The following is a 17,920-nucleotide window of genomic DNA, read 5'->3' on the forward strand; positions in this document are numbered from 1 at the left end:
TTCAAAATACTTAAAGAACATTTTCAAACCTATATATGAAATCAGAAGTTGCCTTCTACATAATTAATTCAATGAAAAAAAATATTTTTTTTCCATTAATAATTGCTTCTCTTACTTTTTCATGTATTAATAAAAATAAGCCTGATGACAAAAGTGCAGCTCAGCAAGACAATACCCTTCTATCATCATCTTCAAAAGTATTTGAAAAAGTAGGAATTGATAAGAGTAATCTGATTTTCTCAAATACTATCACAGAGAATGTGGAAACGCTGGATAATTTATTCAACTTTGATTATTTCTATAATGGTGCTGGCGTAGGTGTAGAGGATATTAACAATGATGGGTTACTGGATATATTTTTTTGTGGAAACCAGGTCAACAACAAACTATATATAAATAAGGGAGATTTTGTATTTGAAGATATAAGCGAAACTGCCAATATCAATGATGGTAAAAACTGGTCCAATGGTATAACATTTGTAGATATTAACAATGATGGCTGGAAAGATATTTATATCTCACAAGGAGGTCCAAATCAAAGATTAAATAGAAAAAATCTACTTTTCATCAATAACAAAAATGGAACTTTTAGTGAAAAAGCAGAATCCTACGGTTTAGCAGATATGGGCATAAGTACACAATCTGCATTTTTTGATTATGACAATGATGGAGATTTGGATTGTATAGTTATGAACGAAAATGAATTATATGGTGTAGACCCTATTAGTCTTTACAAATTGGTTGAAGGCAATCAGGAAACCATGCATTTTAACAGTTCTCACCTATATCGTAATGAAAATGGCATATTTAAAAATGTAACAAAACAAGCAGGTATAGAGCGGCCCATTTTTGGCCTTGGATTATCAATAACTGATATTAATGAAGATGGATTATTGGATTTTTATATTGCCAGTGACTATTATATTCCAGATGCCCTATTTATTAACAATGGAAATGGAACCTTTTCAGACCAAATTAAAACGTTCACCAATCAAATATCATATTATGGCATGGGCCTGGATGTAGCTGATATAAACAATGATAACAAACAAGATATTTTTGTTTTGGATATGGCCGCCAATGATCATGTTAGGTCCAAAACATTAATGGCCTCCATGAGCACATCAAGATTTGATTATTTGGTAAACAAAGCAAATTTTCACTATCAGTACATGTACAACTCGTTACAATTAAATATTGGTAACAATAAATTCAATAATGTTGCCCAATTAACAGAAACTGCAAATACCGATTGGAGTTGGTCCGTATTGATGTCTGACTATGATTTAGATGAAGATAAAGACATTTATATTACCAATGGCTATAGAAAATATGCATTGGATAATGATTTACAGAACAAAGTATTTGATGCCAAAACAAGCTATGGGGGCAACATTCCTTTAGAAGTAAAAAAACAGCTTTATGCAGAAATGCCATCGGAAAAGTTACCAAATATACTTTATGAAAATAAAAAAGGATTAGAATTTTCTAACACTGCATCTAATTGGGGCTTGGATGACTTTTCCTTTAGTAATGGTGCTGCGCAAGGGGATTTTGACAATGATGGTGATTTGGACTTAGTAGTCAACAACATGGACGAAAATTCATTTCTCTACAAAAATCTATCCGTAGAAAATAATTTGGGCAATTATTTAAAAGTAAAAGGAATTGGAAATCTTTCTGAGTCCTACCCCAAAATTAAAATATCCTACAACGGTAAATCCCAGTTCGTGGAATGTAGAAGAGTACGTGGTTATAGGTCTTCACAAGATGATATTGCCTACTTCGGACTAGGAGATGAGAAAAAAGTGGATACAATTGCTATTGAATGGCCAAGTGGTAAAATTGAAGAAAAATATAATGTCCCTGCAAATTCATTTTTGACTTTTGAAGAAAAAAATGCCACAGCCCAGAAAAGAAAATCCAAAATAACGAAGGCTCTATTTTCCAAAATAAATCCATCAAATTATAACATCAGTTATTCACATAAAGAAAATTTCTATGATGATTTTGAAAAAGAAATTCTTTTGCCATATAAACAATCCACAATAGGACCTTTTATATCAAAAGGTGATATAAATGGCGATATGTTGGAAGATATATATATAGGTGGCGCATCTGGACAGGCAGGTGAATTATATGTTCAGACCTCCTACGGATTCAAAAAAATGATTTCTCCCATTTTGGAAAATGATAAAGGCCATGAAGATATGGAATCAAAATTCTTTGATTTTGACGGTGACAATGATTTAGATCTTTATGTGGTCAGCGGAGGTAACGAATTTGATGAAAATTCATCCTATTATACTGACAGATTATACATTAATAATGGACACGGGGAGTTTACCAAACTAAAAAGCCAGGCATTAGAGGAAAATCCAAAAAGTGGAAAATCAATAGCCATTCTAGATTTTGATAAAGATGGTGATAATGATATACTAATTGGGAATCGCATTGTTCCAAAGAATTACCCCAAACCAACTACATCTACTTTATATGAAAACACAAATGGCATATTAAAAGATGTAACACAAGAAAAGGCAAAAGGACTATTAGATTTTGGAATAATAAACAGTATAATCACAACAGACTTTAACAATGATGGTTGGGACGACTTCATAGCAGTGGGAGAATGGACTACCATTGGTTTTTATGAAAACAAAAAAGGAAGTTTTACCAACATATCTAATGATATTCCAGAATTAAATGAAAAGGGATGGTGGTACACAATTCGTGAAACTGACATAAACAATGATGGCTTAAAAGATTATTTGGTTGGAAATGTAGGTTTGAACTTAAAATTTAAGGCTAGTGCTGACAAACCCCTTAAAATTTATGCAAACGATTTTGATAATAATGGCACACCGGATATTGTTTTAACTAAAAAATACCATGGAGAATATGTACCTGTTAGGGGAAGAGAATGTTCCTCTCAACAAATGCCATTTATACAAGAAAAATTCCCAACATACAATGATTTTGCAAATGCAACTTTGACCGATGTCTATGGCGAAAAACTTAGTCAGTCATATCAAAACGAGGTAACGGAATTTAGATCAATAATGCTGATCAATAGAGGAAATGGCAATTTTGAAAAAAAAATACTACCTATAGAAGCACAATATTCACCCATTATGGATTTAGTATTTTATGATCTAAATGATGATGGGTATCAAGATTGCATTATTGCTGGCAATATATATGACACAGAAGTGGAAACACCTCGCTTGGATGCAATTTCTGGATTGGTTCTTATATCCAATGGCAAGGATGGTTATTATCCCAAAATGCATCAAGAAAGTGGATTATATCTAGATGGGAACGTTAAAGACATTGAAGTGCTGAAAACAAAAAATGAAATTTTAGTATTGAATACGGCAAATAATGAAAAAATAGTGGTTCATAAATTCACAGGTCGTAATAATTGAATAGATTAACACAAAAATATTTGACAATGTTATATAATCAGTATCTTAGACTCTTATAAATTTTTACAATGAAAAAAGTACTTTTATTTTTTACGCTAGGTTTATTTTTTAATTTTTCAATAGCTCAATATGCTGGTCAAGTTGCTAGCAATATGGCTGGTGCAGGAGCACAAACAGCCAGTGCAGGAGCTATTGCCACCTTAGATGGATCAATTAATGAAATGGGTACAAGAAGAATGAACTCGAGTATAAAAGAGTTTCATGGATCTCCATATACTTCAAATGATTTTGCTCCAACCTCCATGTTTTATGGTGATGAATTCTTAGGCAAGGTATATTATCGGTACAATGCCTTTAATGAAGAAGTGGAAATCAAAAAAACCATTCTACCTGAAGAAAAAATTAAAAGTTTAGGAAGGGACAAAGCTCTGAAAATTTTAGTTGATGGTAAAAAAATGGGATTCAAAACGTTTATAGATGTAAAAGGGCGGACACTTAACGGTTATCTTACCGAATTAGTCCAAGGAGAAACCTATGATTTATATAGAAGGATTAATGTAAAGTATACCGAAGGTCAAAAAGCCCAGAACTCTTTTATAAAAGCAATCCCAAATAGATTTTCACATTTTACAGAATACTATTTTCAACAAAAGGGTGTTAACAGAATGGATGAAATATCATTAAAAAATGGAAAGCTTTTAAAATTGGTAAAGGAAGAGGATAAGGAAAAGTTAAAAGTATTTTTAAAAGAAAATGATTTAAATATTAAGGATGAAAACGACTTGATAAAAGTTTTTGAGTTTTTGAACAAAGTGTAATTTTATAATTTAATACTAAAAAAAGCCATCCTTTTGAAAGGGTGGCTTTTTTTATATAACTTTATGTCAATACATTACATTTTTATAAATAAAATTAACTGATGGTAAATGTATATGCTCTCAGTTTTAAATATAAACATTATGAAAAAAATCCTATTATTTACAATTACCGCATTTTTGACAAATATATCTATGGCGCAGTACGCTGGTCAAGTTGCAGTAGCCTCATCCAAAGGAGGTGGCGCAGGAGTCAGTCAAGCTTTTATAGATAAAGCTATAGGCAATATTGAAGGACATTATGCAAAACTATCTGATAAAGCCGTAGTTGATGATTTCCAAGGCTCCCCTTATACTTCAAATGAGTTTAAACCAGCCGTAATGTTTTATGAGAATGATAAAATTGGAGAAGTCTATTATAGATATAATGCTTATAATGAAGAAGTTGAAACAAAACAAACTACTATTCCAGGCGAAACCCTTAAAGGGCTAAGAAAAGACAAATCTATAAGTATTCTTATAGATGGTTCAAAGATGGGGTTTAAGACTTTTATTGATCGTAAGGGAAAAACTCTCAACGGCTATCTTACCTCACTAGTGGAAAATGACAAATACAACCTTTATCGCAGAATTAAGGTAACTTATAAAGAAGGTCAAAAAGCCCAAAATTCTTTTGTAAAAGCTGTACCAAATAAATTTACCCAGTTCACCGAATACTATTATCAGCCAAATGGTGCTAGTAGAATTGATGAAATAACCTTAAACAATGGAAAAATTATTAATCTTTTCAATGGTGATGAAAAAGTAAGGGTAAAGAACTTCATAAAAGAAAATAAATTGAACCTTAAGAAAGAGAAAGACTTAATAAAAGTTTTTGAATTTGTGAATAAGACTTAAAATAAAACTGATACTTATATAAAAACCATCCACCAATTGTGGATGGTTTTTTATTTACCTTTGTCCGATGGAAAAGAAAAATCAGGTTTATGGCATAAGGGCAATCATTGAAGCCATAAATTCCGATGAAACAGTCGATAAAGTATTCCTACAAAAAGGATTGCAGGGAAGTCTTTCCAAAGAGCTGGAAACCCTCATTCGCAAAAAAGGAATCTCATCATCCTATGTACCCATTGAAAAACTCAATAGGCTTACCAAAAATAATCACCAAGGTGCCATTGCAAGTATCTCTCCCATTAAATTTCACACAATTGAGGAATTAGTGGAACCAATCATCCAAGAGAAAGAGAATCCCCTTTTTCTTTTATTAGATCAATTATCCGATGTTCGAAATTTTGGAGCTATTATAAGAACTGCTGAATGTACAGGTGTAGACGGTATTATTATACCAAAAAAAGGAGCAGCTCCGGTAACGGCAGACACGATAAAAACTTCAGCAGGCGCTGCATTTAAAATACCTATTGCAAAAGTAGACCATATTAAAGATGCCGTTTTTTATATGCAAGCTTGTGGTGTAAAAGTAATAGGAGCAACTGAAAAAACAGAAGACACAATATATCAGGTTCCACTACTAGGTCCTATTGCTATTGTTATGGGGTCCGAAGATATAGGAATATCCCCTTCGGTTCTTAAAGCAGTGGATTATAAAGCCAAGTTGCCTTTATTGGGAGAAATAAGTTCTCTAAACGTATCTGTTGCCTGTGGGGTCTTTTTATATGAAGTGGTAAGACAAAGGCTTAGTTAATCCAAAGAATTATCCCCCTTCTCTTTATTTGTATAATGATAGTTAATCTTAAAGGATATATTTTCCGGTTTCTCAATTGGGGTTTCTTTGTTTTCTATAAAATTCCCATTTTCATCAAAATGTTTTAAAAAATCATCTTCTTCCTCATTATAGTCTTCCCTTTCCCACTTGTATTTTTTAAGTATCGGTATTTTTGTTTGTATCAGAATTGCTAAAATTAATCCCGTTATCAAACCTGACAAATGTCCCTCCCAAGAAATACCGTCCTTAATAGGAAAAATATACCATAACAAACTACCATATATAAAAACAACAAATAGAGATAGTGCTATGAGCCTGTAATGTTTAGTAAAAATACCTTTAAAAAAAATAAAGCTGGCAAGAACATAAATAAGACCGCTAATACCTATGTGATATGATGGTCTACCAATAAACCAAGTAAACAATCCCGAAAGCAAAACACCCAATAACAATACTTTTAAAGCAATCTTGTTATAAAAATAAAACAAGGAAGCGGTAAGGATGGCTATAGGGATGGTATTATTATACAAATGTTCCATTGACCCATGAATAAAAGGAGAAAACACAATGCCCTGTAGACCGGAAAATGTTCTAGGATATATACCGTGGTTATTAAAATTCAAACCTAATCTAACTTCAATTAAAAAAATAGTCCATATAAAAATTACCAAAAGCATAGGTGCTACCAACACTTTATTGGAAAATTTAAAATAATTTGAATCCGACATAAACTGAATTTAATCCTTTATCTACAAAATATTTACCACTTTTCTAAAATAGTACAAATTGTCATCCTAAATTTTGTTTTACTTTTATAAAATGAATGAACCTTTGGCAGAAAGGGTGCGCCCAAAAACATTGGAAGATTATATTAGTCAGCACCACTTGGTGGGTGAAAAAGGTTCATTGACACATCAAATAAAAAAAGGAATTATTCCTTCATTAATTTTATGGGGACCGCCTGGAACTGGAAAAACAACCTTGGCACATATCATTGCAAATGAAAGTGATAGACCATTCTATGTATTAAGTGCTATTAGCAGTGGTGTTAAAGAGGTAAGGGAAGTCATAGAAAAAGCAAAACAAAGTGGGGGGTTGTTCACGGCTAAAAACCCCATTCTTTTTATTGATGAAATTCACCGTTTTAGCAAATCGCAGCAAGATTCCCTTTTGGGAGCAGTAGAAAAGGGTTGGGTAACACTTATTGGAGCTACTACAGAGAATCCCAGTTTTGAGGTAATTCCTGCTCTTTTATCTAGATGCCAAGTGTATATATTAAATCCTTTTGGAAAAGAGGATTTGGAAGCTTTATTGAAAAGGGCCATAAAAGAAGATTCTTTACTCCAAGCCAAAAAAATAAAATTAAAAGAAACTGAGGCGTTGTTGCACCTATCTGGCGGAGATGGAAGAAAACTGCTTAATATCTTTGAATTGGTCATATTTTCTGAAGAGAAAGATGTAATTACGGTTACCGATGAATTGGTAATGAGTAAAGTACAAAAAAATACGGTACTTTACGACAAGACCGGTGAACAGCATTATGATATTATTTCTGCCTTTATAAAATCGATTAGGGGAAGTGATCCCAATGGAGCGGTCTATTGGTTAGCAAGAATGATAGAAGGTGGAGAAGATGTAAAGTTCATTGCCCGTAGAATGTTGATTTCTGCATCAGAGGATATTGGTTTAGCAAACCCAACGGCATTGGTCATTGCCAACACAACTTTCCAAGCCGTAACTACCATAGGTTATCCAGAGGCGAGGATTATCCTAAGTGAATGTGCCATTTATTTGGCAACCTCAGCCAAAAGCAATGCCAGCTATATGGCCATAAAAAATGCACAGCAAAAAGTGAGGGAAACAGGGGACTTGTCCATTCCGCTTCATTTACGAAATGCACCTACGAAATTAATGAAGGATTTAGGCTATGGAGAGGATTATAAATATGCCCATGATTATCAAAATAATTTTGTAAATCAGGAATTTCTACCAGATGAGTTATCTGGAACTTCTTTTTATACCCCAGGAAAAAATCCAAGAGAAAAGTCCATAGAAGAATTCTTAAAGAATAGGTGGAAAAACAAGTATAGCACCTAGAATTTAATATTTAGTTCCTTAACTGTTAATTTGTTATCCTTGTAATACTCAAAAAACCATTTTCCATTTTTGTTTAAAACCAATCCATTAATGCCATCATCATTGGCATGGTACACATTGGGCAAAGAGCTTTTATACATTTTTAACCTAATACTGGGTTTACTATTTACCAATTGATACCCCTCTGCTATTTCCTGAGCATACAAAATGTTCGGTGATTCCATTACAACAGGCTTAGTCTCTGCCAATTGTTCTTCCTTAACCTCAACAATTGGAGCTATTTCGTTAACAGTTTCACTCTTTTTTTCTTCAACTTCCAGTGCTTCTACCTTTTCTTTATCCTTTTCAATTTCAACAACCTCTTCCTCAAGTTTTTTTACATCATTCTTAAAACTTACTGTAATTGGCTCTTTACTTTCCGATTTGGGCATGTAATCATAATTCATCCCAGCAAAAGATTTAAATGAATTTGTGATTGCCTCGGCGTAAGCAGGTCTATACTGCTTTAGTCTACTCCTACCTTCCTGCGAAGTAAAAATTTCTTTAAAAGTACAGTCCCTTAAAACTATGACTGTTTTAGTTGTGAACATGTTGGAATCATCCTTAATATCCGCCAGTAAACCCAGACACATGTTATTGGATAAATCTTTTGGCAAGTTGTCACTATAAACCACATTGAACCCCTTTTGGTCAAAAAGATGTTTCAACAAAGTACTGGTTTGATATTGATTGTTTTCTTTAAAGCTTTCAAACTTTACAGGTACAATAATATATTTATATTCATTTAGTTGATTCTGGCCATAAATTGAGGAACACATAATCAAAAGGAACAGGAAACTTAATTTTTTCATAGTAATCATATCATTTCTTCTCCCAAGATATGATATTTAATCCTAATTGAAAAGAAGCGTAATGTGTGTCCGCTATATTATTATATGCCAATAGATTATCTGCCATAATATAAAAATTGACTGGTCCAATCTGACTATTAATCCCTACACCAATATTGGAAAAAGAAAACTTGTCTATTGTATAAGTGGTTTTTAATGCCAATGATTTTCCAAACCTTCTTTGATAGAAAGCAGTTAAAGCAGCCTGCGGACCTCGTGGTCTATTTATAACGAAAATCTGACCTCCAATACTGTTCACATACTTAATTCTTGAATCATTTAGGTAAGTATCTGGTCCACAATTACAATCCTCAGTAGATAAGGACGGCTCACCAAAATTATATCTTATAGATGCATTTAATTTGGTTGGCCTAAAAGTGACAAAACCATTTTCATTGTTGTCAAAGGGAACTATTTCTTCTATTTCATCAACTAAATCCTGCCAAAAGTCAGCATTGGGATTTGCCAATGCCTGTGGAAGAATAATCTCTATACCCTCAACAGTTGCCCTACCATTAAGTGTGTAGTTCTTAATATCTTTATTATGGTATACAAAACCAATATCCAAAATACTTCCGGTAAAAACGGTTTGATCCGTTAAGCTATAAGTAAAACCAATATCCAGTCCCAAACCTAAATTTCCTCCAAAAAGGGCTCGTTTGGTAAGTGTTCTTGAAAGGTCAAGGGAATCATCATCCAAAATTTCCTGTATTCCAGAGGACCTTAATTCCATATCGGCATCCAAGGTATTTGAATAAATATTATTCTGCCCCTCTGTGGTCACAAAATACCCTTTATTTCTAGTTGAATTTAGGTTAAAAATACTGGAATACAATTTAGCCCTAGCTCCTATTGTTAAGTTTCGATCTATTTTTTTATTTATACCTATATGAAAGACACTCAATAATTCCCCCCTCGTTTTTAAGTGTCCAAGATCAAATTCCCTATTTAGATTATCCGCATTCCCCTCAAAACCTAAAATAGCTAAATCCTTGGGCCAATAATTTATAAAATCGGATTCTACATACATACCAAATGAGTAATATTGGTCCGGTTTATTGGCAATTCTAAAACCACCACTGAATACTTCAATTTGAAAATTAGTGCTTATTTCATCTCTATGGCTCAAACCATCCAAAACTCTTTCTGTAAATTTTTGTGTAAAATCCAACCCATCATTCGCAAATAAGTCATTTACAGACACTCCACTGGTTCCCGTATGAAAAGATAGTCCAGAAAGCATGGGAATCCCGGCATGCCATTGAAAACCCGTTTCCATTCCAGGGTTTACAATCAATGCCTGTGGGATTTCTATGAAATCATAAAGCAATTGTTTATTTTGGGCATTCAACAGATTACCAAAAAAAAGAATAGCAAAAAATATTTTAACCATTCTCATTTTAATCTAACCCTAAATTTAGCACTGGACCTTAAAACAATTTTAGGACTAGGAATGGAAGAAATTGAAGTGCTATTACCTAAGTTTCTAACACTTACGCTTAAACTGGATGTATTCGCAATAATGTCCAAACTACGTCCAGTACCGCCGTAAAAAACCTCTCTTTGTAGAACAGCCGTAGATTCGGGTTCCAGAAAAAATTGTTCACTGTCCAAACTATTACCGCCTTCATCAAGAAACTCGAACAAAATTTCCATTTCCTTGCTGGTTGTATTTTCCAACTCATATGTAATGGAACCGTCCAAAACTCTTTCAGCAAAATAAGCCTGACTAAAAGCATCAAAATTAAATGCAGCCGTATAAAAGCTTATTCCAGAAGCTAAGTTGATAAGTCTTTCTGGGGATTCAACATAAATAATACTGGACTCTATGGTTGGGGTAATACTTAAATCATCAATCTGATCAAAGTTCTGTTCTTCCATACAGGAAGTCATAAACAAAAGAAAAACTCCTAAAAAAATATAAAATATATGCTTTTTCATGTATACATTAACAACCCAAAGTAGTACAAACCCTACTCCACTTGCTTAATATAACTCTATAAAAAAGATTTTATTTCCCTTAATTCATGAATCATTTCACAATGTCCATGATTAGGTTCTTTATGGGCATTAAAATGTAAAGTATGGAAGCCCACCGCTCTAGCTCCAAGAATATCTGCTTCTAAATTATCCCCAATCATAAGTGATTTACTAACATTTGCACCTGATTTGTCCAAAGCTAGTTTGAAGATAATTGGGTTTGGTTTTTTAACTCCTGCCATTTCAGAATCTATAATTTGATCAAAATAGGCATGTATTTTGGAATTCTTCATCTTCTTTTCCTGAATCTCTTGAAATCCATTCGTAATAATATGCAGGGAGTACTTTGGCTTTAAGTACTCCAATATTTCAAGTGTGCCATCAAATACATGATTATAGGACGATAAATGAATAATATATTCTTCGGCCAATAAATTAATATCTCCGTCCGAAACTGAACAATTTAGAGAATCAAAAGTTATTTTAAGCCTTTGGTAACGAAGTTCTTCTTTGGTTACTTTTTCTTCTCTGTACAATTTCCAATAAGCCAAATTGGTGGGGACATATACTTCTAAAAAAGAAGCTAAATCTACATTAATTCTATTCTCTGAAAGGATTTTACCAAAAGTAAGGGCAGAGTTTTTTTCAAAATCCCACAAGGTATGGTCCAAATCAAAAAACACATCTGTTATAATATCCCTAAACATAATATTTCTTAATAACTGTATTGTATAATTTCAACCAATTTAACCTGCTTTCACCACCCAGAAGCTCATTGGAAAAAATTATAGTTAAATCCCCATTTACTTTTTTTACTTCATTGTACAGTTTGTTCAATCTCTCCAATATTTCTTTTTTTGTCTTTAAGGAGATCAACGAATAATCGTGCACTGCAAATGGATGAACTTTAATAGGTTGCTGCACTTCCAAATTTATATCGTAAAAATAAAAAGGAATGCACGTACTTGCCCTAAAACCAATATCATGAGAATACCCCATTGTATAATCATCTGTGAATTCTGCCTCTAGTAGATTACGATATGTTTCTGGAACATTGATACGATTGTATCTGGTTCGGGAATAGGTAATTGGTCGATTGATAACACCCGCAAGCCTTTCTTTCTCTTCTTTTAACAATTCCAGATCATTAAAAGAACTGTAAGAAGCACTCAATGAAACAATACTATAATCTGCTACTGATTTTATGAGATACTTAAATTTATTATTGTTCGTGGATATATTCTTATCATAGTTTGAATATTCCGCAAACTGAAAAAAGAACATACTCCTATAATTGTACTTTTTATGTATTTCTATAAGCTCAGAAAAATTATCATAGGGATCTTTTTTAAATTTTAAGCCCACTAAAATTCTTTGACCAAATCTCCTAAACTTTAAGGAACCAATATCCAACAGTAAACCTGACAGACTTCTTACCACTCCCCTATGTGAATAGCAATGGGATGTAGTAACATCTATTATTGAAGTAAATTTATAATTTCTTTTTTTTTCAATTATTTCTGGAAACCTTTCTTTTAAACCTTCCAAGAGCTTAAAGGCCCAAATATCCACTACCGGCTTTTCCAGAAATTTGTTTTTATAGGCCAAGCTGTCTTTTGCTTGAAATCTTCCATGAGAATCTTTAACATGAGGTAAATATTCCTCATAACGGCTCAAAAGAAAAAAACTGGCAGAAAAAATATCAAAAGGAATATTGCTACGCTCACCGGCATCAAAAAAACAGGGGATATCATCCCAGTTAGAAACTTTAATTTGAAGGTCATTTATTCCCTGTTCAAACAAAAGGTCATTGCTTCTGATAAAAAATTCATTTTGCAGGGGCTGTTTGGTATATGTGATTTTTGGTCCAGAATGCTTAATAAAATCCTCTATTTTAATAGTAAAGGCAACTTCTATCCCCAAAATTCGAATAAAAATATGCTTCATGATATATGTGAAGCGAGGGGTTATTTTATGGGTATAGACCAATAAGTTATGTTCATTTTCAATTGCCTCCATTACAAAATGTTTTCGTCTGCAAAACTAAAGTAATTCATCTGTGTAATAATCAGATGATCTAAAACCCTAATATCCAAAGCCTCTGCAGCTTTCTTTAATTTAGTAGTTATTTGCTTATCTGCAGAACTGGGGTTTAAGCCTCCAGAAGGGTGGTTGTGGGCTAAAATAAGACCAACAGCACCTAGTTCCAAGGCCTGTCTCAATACCAAACGCACATCTACCAAAGTTCCCGTAATACCCCCTTTACTCAATTGTGCCCTATGTATCACCTTGTTGGAATTATTTACATAAACTATCCAAAATTCCTCATGAGGTAATTCCCCAATAATGGGCTGCAATAGCTCAAAACCGTCCTTACTAGAAGAAATTTTAGTGATTTTGACTGCATTTTCACCTCTACGCCTCCTTCCCACTTCCAGAGCAGCTGCAATGGTCACGGCTTTTGCCTCCCCTATACCCTTAAATTGCATTAATTGTTTTATTGAAAGCTTACCAAGTTCATTTAAATTATTGTTTACAGATGCCAAAATACGTTTAGAAAGTTCCACCGCACTTTCATTTCTATTACCGGAACCAATAAGAATGGCTATAAGCTCCGCATCGGACAAAACGGACTTCCCCTTATTGATTAATTTTTCTCTGGGCTTATCATCATCTGACCAGTTTTTAATAGAAAAAGAAGTGGAGTTTTCTTGCATTTGCTAAAGATAACAAACAAAAAAATATTGTAAATTTCAATGTTTAACTTTTAGCACAACTCTATGAAGTCAATTTTTGATGAATCTTCCTATAATGAAATTACGGAACGCTTGGGAAAGCTAAATGAAAATTCTAAAAGAGGTTGGGGAAAAATGTCGGTAGGACAAATGGCATGGCACTGCCAATATCCACTAAAAATTGCTGTTGAGAACAAATCAAAAAAGGTAAAGGGAAACCCCATTTTTAGATGGTTCTTTAAAAAATCCATGTACAATGACAAACATTGGAAAAAAAACCTGCCCACTGCACCACAATTAAAAACTTCAGAAGAAAAAAACTTTACCTATGAAGTACAAAAATTACAAGAATTGGTTAATAAGTGTCACGCTGTTAAAGAGAGAAAGGAATGGAACCCTCACCCTCTCTTTGGGCATCTTACTAGAGAACAATGGGGCCAAATGCAATACAAGCATTTAGACCATCATTTAAGACAATTTGGGGTTTAGACCAACTATTCTGTTTCTTCTGATTGAATTTCTTGATGTTCAATTTTTGCCTTGGTATCATTTACCATTCTGGTTTCTTCCAAAATAACGTTGGAAATACCCAACATAAACGCTATCATAAGAATTGATGCTCTTCTTTTTAGAAATTTAAAAAATCTTTTCAGAAACATATTTTCCATATTTCAAATAGCATTCCAATTATAAAATAACTGACAAATTTTCCTCTAATTAATTACCAATCACTTCTTTAATACTATCAAAATTTAATCCCCCATAATTCCCAGAGCTCATAAGAAGCAACGCGGAGTTTGAAAAATTCTTGTTGAATAAATTTTCTTTGAAACTATCTGGATTGGTATAAATCTGTAAATCATCCCTGCCAAAGGCTTCCGCAATTTGCTTTTCGGAAACTTCCTCCAATTGTTTAATTTTTATAGCGTGTGGGGAATAAAAAACAACGGCTTCATCTGCCTTATTCAAGGCGCCTTTATATTCTTTAAGAAAATCTGCGTTAAGACTGCTATATGTATGCAATTCCAAACAGGCAATTAATTTTCTATTGGGGTATTGCTCTTTAACAGCATTGGTGGTAGCCTCAACTTTACTTGGTGAATGCGCAAAATCTTTGTAAGCCACAGTTGTTTTTCCTTCAGCTATTTTTTCGAGCCTTTTTGATGCTCCTTTAAAAGTACCAATGGCCTCGTAAAAATCATCCTCATCCACACCCACATTTTGGCAAATCCATTTGGCTCCTGACAAATTACTTAGATTATGCTTTCCAAAAACCTCTATTGGCATGGGACCTTCTGGAGTTAACAACAATGTTTGCCCATCTTCAACTATATATTCTGGTGTTTTATAAGCTAATTTTCTAATGGGATTTTCGGATGCTTCCACTACCTTTTTGACCTCAATATCTTCCTCATTATAGCTAATACTCCCCCCTTTTATTATACTATCTACAAAAATTTGAAATTGCTCCAGATAATTGTCAAAAGTGGGAAATACATTAATATGGTCCCAAGCAATACCACTCAACAACGCAATATTGGGCTTGTATAGATGAAATTTAGGTCGTCTATCAATAGGTGAAGATAAATACTCATCCCCCTCCAAGACTATAAAATCATTTTCTTCTGTAAGATGAACCATGCGGTCAAAACCATCAAGCTGGGCCCCAACCATATAATCTACCTGTATATTATGATAATTTAGCACGTGCAAAATCATGGAAGTAATGGTCGTTTTTCCATGGCTTCCCCCTATCACTACCCTAGTTTTATTTTTGGATTGCTCATATAGAAATTCTGGATAGGAATATATCTTTAATCCCAATTCCTGGGCTTTCAAAAGTTCAGGATTATCTGGTTTGGCATGCATACCCAAAATAACTGCATCTAAATCAAGAGTTATTTTTTCTTGAAACCAACCAAATTCTTTAGGTAAAAGTCCTTTTGCTAGCAATCTTCCTTTTGATGGTTCATAGATAACATCATCACTTCCAGTAACTGCATACCCTTTATGTTCCAATGCCAAGGCTAAATTGTGCATAGCGCTACCACCAATGGCAATAAAGTGAATTTTCATGTAGTATTAATTATAGGGTAAAGATAGGGATTGAAAAAAGCTTTCCCAATCAAAGATATAACCCAAAGGATATTTATATATTTAAATAATTAAAAACATTTAACAATGACCCTTAACTTATCCAATATTGACCCCAAGGAAATTATGCCAGGATATTTGGCCAAAATGGTTCATGGCAAAAATATGAGCTTAGCTTTCTGGGATGTAAAAAAAGGTGCTGAGGTACCAGTACATTCCCATATGCACGAACAAATAATGCATGTTGTGGAAGGTACGTTTGAATTTACTTTGGACGGAGAAACAAAAATATATGAAGCTGGTGATTTAGTTATAATCCCCTCCTTTGCAACCCATAGCGGAAAGGCTTTGACTGCTTGCAAGTTATTGGACGTTTTTAGCCCTGTAAGGGAAGAATACAAATGATCTCTCAACTCCATTGGAGATAACAACTAAAAAAATGAATATATCGCTCAAAGGAAAAAAAGCATTGGTTGGAGGCAGTAGTCGTGGCATTGGCAAAGCTATTGCCCAGCAATTGGCAAATAGTGGTGCCAGTGTTACCCTTATGGCTCGCAGTGAGGATAAATTAAAGAATGTCATAGATGAACTTCCTGTTGAATCTGGACAAAAACACCAATATCTTTTAGTAGATTTTACTGATTTTAAAAAGTATAAAAGTACAATCTTGGACTACTTTAAAAAAAACAGTGTTGATATTCTTGTTAATAATACCCAAGGTCCATCGGCAGGTGGAGCATTGGAAAAAAAAGTAGATGACTACCAGAATGCTTTTGACCTTCTATTTAAATCTGTTGTTTTCACAACTGAACTTGCTCTAGAGCAAATGATAAAAAATGAATGGGGTCGCATTATCAACATAGCCTCGGTATCTGTAAAAGAGCCTCTTTCCTATTTGGCATTGTCCAATACTATTAGAGCAGCTGTGGTTACATGGGCAAAATCATTGGCCACTGATGTAGCACAACATCAAATTACTGTCAACAGTATTCTCACTGGTTATTTTGATACGGAACGCATACATGACCTTAATGAGACCAAGGCCAAAAAACTGGGTATTCCTATTGAAGAAGTAAAATCAAACATGGAAGAACAAGTTCCTGCAAAGCGGATTGGAAAACCTGAGGAATATGGTTACCTAGTTGCTTTTTTAGCTTCGGACAGGGCAGCATACATTACTGGAACCAATATCCCAATTGATGGTGGTTTGCTAAAATCATTATAAAAAATATTACCCTTAAGTTATCTTTTGATTATTAATTTTTAAGTTGTCTATCCATGTTTTGAAGATTTGGTACTTTAGTAATGCAAATTCTTGAACATGAAAATTTATCATAAATTTCCTTTTCTATTGATGATGTTGGTTTCCTTTTTTTCATTTGGACAAACCACTTCTGTAATGTCTTACAATATTAGATATGACAATCCAAAGGATGGTGCCAATTGGTGGGAAAATCGAAAGGAATCGGTCGAAGATTTAATAAATACCTACCAACCAGAAATTTTTGGAATTCAGGAAGGTCTACACCATCAGGTGGAATACCTAGATGATTCTTTGTCCCAATACCAATATATTGGTGTTGGCAGGGACAATGGCAAAACAAAAGGAGAGTACAGTGCTATTTTTTATAATGTAACCAAATACACATTGTTGGATCAATCCACTTTTTGGCTATCAGAGAAAAGTAACAAGCCCTCTGTAGGGTGGGATGCATCTATGGAACGAATATGCACTTACGGATTGTTTGAACATAAAGAGTTGGGAAACAAAATATGGGTGTTCAATGCCCACTATGATCATATTGGTCCAATGGCAAGAATAATGTCTTCAAAGCTTATTCTTTCTAAAATAAAGGAATTAAACGAAGAAGGATTTCCCGTTGTCTTGATGGGTGATTTAAATAGTACTCCCAATAGCGAACCTATACAGACTATTTTACCTGAATTGGAAGATACTTTTGCTATTCTTGAAAAAGTACATGAAGGGCCCATTGGAACATTTAATGGATTTGACCCTGAAAGGGAGCTGGATAACCGAATTGATTATGTTTTTGTTAAGGATATAAAGGTTACTTCCCATACACACGTAAATGATAGAAGAAAGGATGGTTTTTTTATTTCTGATCATCTACCCGTATTTGCTAAATTGGAGTTTTAA

The 17,920-nt window shown here is 33.6% G+C and carries 18 protein-coding genes; 9 read left to right on the forward strand and 9 right to left on the reverse strand.

The window, feature by feature from the left end; genetic code table 11:
- Positions 1-71 precede the first annotated feature (71 nt).
- The 4 genes from GGR42_RS15955 (at position 72) to rlmB (ending at position 5,945) form a co-directional block, all read left to right on the forward strand.
- Positions 72-3,428 carry a VCBS repeat-containing protein gene (locus tag GGR42_RS15955; RefSeq protein ID WP_167966169.1) on the forward strand — a complete coding sequence of 1,119 codons (3,357 nt, stop codon included), beginning with the start codon at positions 72-74 and terminating at the stop codon, positions 3,426-3,428.
- A 68-nt stretch (positions 3,429-3,496) separates the two neighbouring features.
- Positions 3,497-4,246 (forward strand): hypothetical protein, encoded by a 750-nt coding sequence (locus GGR42_RS15960; RefSeq protein WP_167966171.1) that lies wholly within the window; start codon positions 3,497-3,499, stop codon positions 4,244-4,246.
- Between the two features lie 141 nt (positions 4,247-4,387).
- Positions 4,388-5,140: a hypothetical protein gene (locus GGR42_RS15965; protein ID WP_167966173.1), complete on the forward strand. Its 753-nt coding sequence runs from the start codon at positions 4,388-4,390 to the stop codon at positions 5,138-5,140.
- Between the two features lie 67 nt (positions 5,141-5,207).
- Positions 5,208-5,945: a 23S rRNA (guanosine(2251)-2'-O)-methyltransferase RlmB gene (gene rlmB / locus GGR42_RS15970; protein WP_167966175.1), complete on the forward strand. Its 738-nt coding sequence runs from the start codon at positions 5,208-5,210 to the stop codon at positions 5,943-5,945.
- On the opposite strand, the gene GGR42_RS15975 is transcribed toward rlmB, so the two are convergent.
- Positions 5,942-6,694 (reverse strand): rhomboid family intramembrane serine protease, encoded by a 753-nt coding sequence (locus tag GGR42_RS15975; protein WP_167966177.1) that lies wholly within the window; start codon positions 6,692-6,694, stop codon positions 5,942-5,944. The genes rlmB and GGR42_RS15975 overlap by 4 nt on opposite strands.
- Before the next feature lie 91 nt (positions 6,695-6,785).
- Here GGR42_RS15975 and GGR42_RS15980 point away from each other — a divergent pair, with 91 nt between their 5' ends.
- Entirely contained in the window at positions 6,786-8,063 is a 1,278-nt protein-coding gene (locus GGR42_RS15980; protein WP_167966179.1) for a replication-associated recombination protein A, read from the forward strand.
- Here the strand turns inward: GGR42_RS15980 and GGR42_RS15985 are convergent.
- From GGR42_RS15985 to radC, 6 genes are read right to left on the reverse strand one after another with little or no spacing between them, the layout of a single operon-like run.
- Entirely contained in the window at positions 8,060-8,914 is an 855-nt protein-coding gene (locus GGR42_RS15985) for a hypothetical protein (protein WP_167966181.1), read from the reverse strand. The genes GGR42_RS15980 and GGR42_RS15985 overlap by 4 nt on opposite strands.
- Positions 8,915-8,924: 10 nt before the next feature.
- Positions 8,925-10,346 (reverse strand): DUF5723 family protein, encoded by a 1,422-nt coding sequence (locus GGR42_RS15990; RefSeq protein WP_167966183.1) that lies wholly within the window; start codon positions 10,344-10,346, stop codon positions 8,925-8,927.
- A 2-nt stretch (positions 10,347-10,348) separates the two neighbouring features.
- Positions 10,349-10,894, reverse strand: a complete 546-nt coding sequence (locus GGR42_RS15995; RefSeq protein WP_167966185.1) for a hypothetical protein — start codon at positions 10,892-10,894, stop codon at positions 10,349-10,351.
- 56 nt (positions 10,895-10,950) lie between these two features.
- The gene (locus GGR42_RS16000) at positions 10,951-11,640 is read right to left on the reverse strand and encodes a YjjG family noncanonical pyrimidine nucleotidase (protein WP_167966187.1); all 690 of its coding nucleotides are present in this window, start codon (positions 11,638-11,640) and stop codon (positions 10,951-10,953) included.
- Positions 11,633-12,952, reverse strand: coding sequence for a polysaccharide deacetylase family protein (locus GGR42_RS16005; protein WP_245201488.1), 1,320 nt, complete (start codon positions 12,950-12,952; stop codon positions 11,633-11,635). Before GGR42_RS16005 ends, GGR42_RS16000 begins: the two co-directional genes overlap by 8 nt.
- Complete coding sequence (radC, locus tag GGR42_RS16010) at positions 12,952-13,650, reverse strand: RadC family protein (protein WP_167966189.1); 699 nt, start codon at positions 13,648-13,650, stop codon at positions 12,952-12,954. The genes GGR42_RS16005 and radC overlap by 1 nt, the downstream gene beginning before the upstream one ends.
- 63 nt (positions 13,651-13,713) lie before the next feature.
- Here radC and GGR42_RS16015 point away from each other — a divergent pair, with 63 nt between their 5' ends.
- Positions 13,714-14,157, forward strand: coding sequence for a DUF1569 domain-containing protein (locus GGR42_RS16015; protein ID WP_167966191.1), 444 nt, complete (start codon positions 13,714-13,716; stop codon positions 14,155-14,157).
- Between the two features lie 5 nt (positions 14,158-14,162).
- On the opposite strand, the gene GGR42_RS16020 is transcribed toward GGR42_RS16015, so the two are convergent.
- Positions 14,163-14,327 carry a hypothetical protein gene (locus GGR42_RS16020; protein ID WP_167966193.1) on the reverse strand — a complete coding sequence of 55 codons (165 nt, stop codon included), beginning with the start codon at positions 14,325-14,327 and terminating at the stop codon, positions 14,163-14,165.
- 58 nt (positions 14,328-14,385) lie between these two features.
- Entirely contained in the window at positions 14,386-15,744 is a 1,359-nt protein-coding gene (locus GGR42_RS16025; RefSeq protein WP_167966195.1) for a UDP-N-acetylmuramate--L-alanine ligase, read from the reverse strand.
- 105 nt (positions 15,745-15,849) lie between these two features.
- Between GGR42_RS16025 and GGR42_RS16030 the strand changes: the two genes are divergently transcribed.
- The 3 genes from GGR42_RS16030 to GGR42_RS16040 all read left to right on the forward strand — a co-directional run bounded on the left by GGR42_RS16030 (position 15,850) and on the right by GGR42_RS16040 (position 17,920).
- The gene (locus GGR42_RS16030; RefSeq protein WP_167966197.1) at positions 15,850-16,167 is read left to right on the forward strand and encodes a cupin domain-containing protein; all 318 of its coding nucleotides are present in this window, start codon (positions 15,850-15,852) and stop codon (positions 16,165-16,167) included.
- Between the two features lie 34 nt (positions 16,168-16,201).
- The gene (locus GGR42_RS16035; protein WP_167966200.1) at positions 16,202-16,987 is read left to right on the forward strand and encodes an SDR family oxidoreductase; all 786 of its coding nucleotides are present in this window, start codon (positions 16,202-16,204) and stop codon (positions 16,985-16,987) included.
- Positions 16,988-17,083: 96 nt separating this feature from the next.
- Positions 17,084-17,920 (forward strand): endonuclease/exonuclease/phosphatase family protein, encoded by an 837-nt coding sequence (locus GGR42_RS16040; RefSeq protein ID WP_245201489.1) that lies wholly within the window; start codon positions 17,084-17,086, stop codon positions 17,918-17,920.

The sequence above is a fragment of the Saonia flava genome (assembly GCF_011927795.1).
GTDB lineage: Bacteria > Bacteroidota > Bacteroidia > Flavobacteriales > Flavobacteriaceae > Saonia > Saonia flava.

What these genes read in the sequence shown, in the direction of transcription:
- radC (WP_167966189.1), bottom strand. Translation starts at nt 13,650, where the DNA reads ATGCAAGAAAACTCCACTTCTTTTTCTATTAAAAACTGGTCAGATGAT.
- GGR42_RS16030 (WP_167966197.1), top strand. Translation starts at nt 15,850, where the DNA reads ATGACCCTTAACTTATCCAATATTGACCCCAAGGAAATTATGCCAGGA.
- GGR42_RS16025 (WP_167966195.1), bottom strand. Translation starts at nt 15,744, where the DNA reads ATGAAAATTCACTTTATTGCCATTGGTGGTAGCGCTATGCACAATTTA.
- GGR42_RS16040 (WP_245201489.1), top strand. Translation starts at nt 17,084, where the DNA reads ATGAAAATTTATCATAAATTTCCTTTTCTATTGATGATGTTGGTTTCC.
- GGR42_RS15960 (WP_167966171.1), top strand. Translation starts at nt 3,497, where the DNA reads ATGAAAAAAGTACTTTTATTTTTTACGCTAGGTTTATTTTTTAATTTT.
- GGR42_RS15995 (WP_167966185.1), bottom strand. Translation starts at nt 10,894, where the DNA reads ATGAAAAAGCATATATTTTATATTTTTTTAGGAGTTTTTCTTTTGTTT.
- GGR42_RS16020 (WP_167966193.1), bottom strand. Translation starts at nt 14,327, where the DNA reads ATGTTTCTGAAAAGATTTTTTAAATTTCTAAAAAGAAGAGCATCAATT.
- GGR42_RS15990 (WP_167966183.1), bottom strand. Translation starts at nt 10,346, where the DNA reads ATGGTTAAAATATTTTTTGCTATTCTTTTTTTTGGTAATCTGTTGAAT.
- GGR42_RS16015 (WP_167966191.1), top strand. Translation starts at nt 13,714, where the DNA reads ATGAAGTCAATTTTTGATGAATCTTCCTATAATGAAATTACGGAACGC.
- GGR42_RS15985 (WP_167966181.1), bottom strand. Translation starts at nt 8,914, where the DNA reads ATGAAAAAATTAAGTTTCCTGTTCCTTTTGATTATGTGTTCCTCAATT.
- GGR42_RS15980 (WP_167966179.1), top strand. Translation starts at nt 6,786, where the DNA reads ATGAATGAACCTTTGGCAGAAAGGGTGCGCCCAAAAACATTGGAAGAT.
- rlmB (WP_167966175.1), top strand. Translation starts at nt 5,208, where the DNA reads ATGGAAAAGAAAAATCAGGTTTATGGCATAAGGGCAATCATTGAAGCC.
- GGR42_RS15955 (WP_167966169.1), top strand. Translation starts at nt 72, where the DNA reads ATGAAAAAAAATATTTTTTTTCCATTAATAATTGCTTCTCTTACTTTT.
- GGR42_RS16005 (WP_245201488.1), bottom strand. Translation starts at nt 12,952, where the DNA reads ATGGAGGCAATTGAAAATGAACATAACTTATTGGTCTATACCCATAAA.
- GGR42_RS16035 (WP_167966200.1), top strand. Translation starts at nt 16,202, where the DNA reads ATGAATATATCGCTCAAAGGAAAAAAAGCATTGGTTGGAGGCAGTAGT.
- GGR42_RS15975 (WP_167966177.1), bottom strand. Translation starts at nt 6,694, where the DNA reads ATGTCGGATTCAAATTATTTTAAATTTTCCAATAAAGTGTTGGTAGCA.
- GGR42_RS15965 (WP_167966173.1), top strand. Translation starts at nt 4,388, where the DNA reads ATGAAAAAAATCCTATTATTTACAATTACCGCATTTTTGACAAATATA.
- GGR42_RS16000 (WP_167966187.1), bottom strand. Translation starts at nt 11,640, where the DNA reads ATGTTTAGGGATATTATAACAGATGTGTTTTTTGATTTGGACCATACC.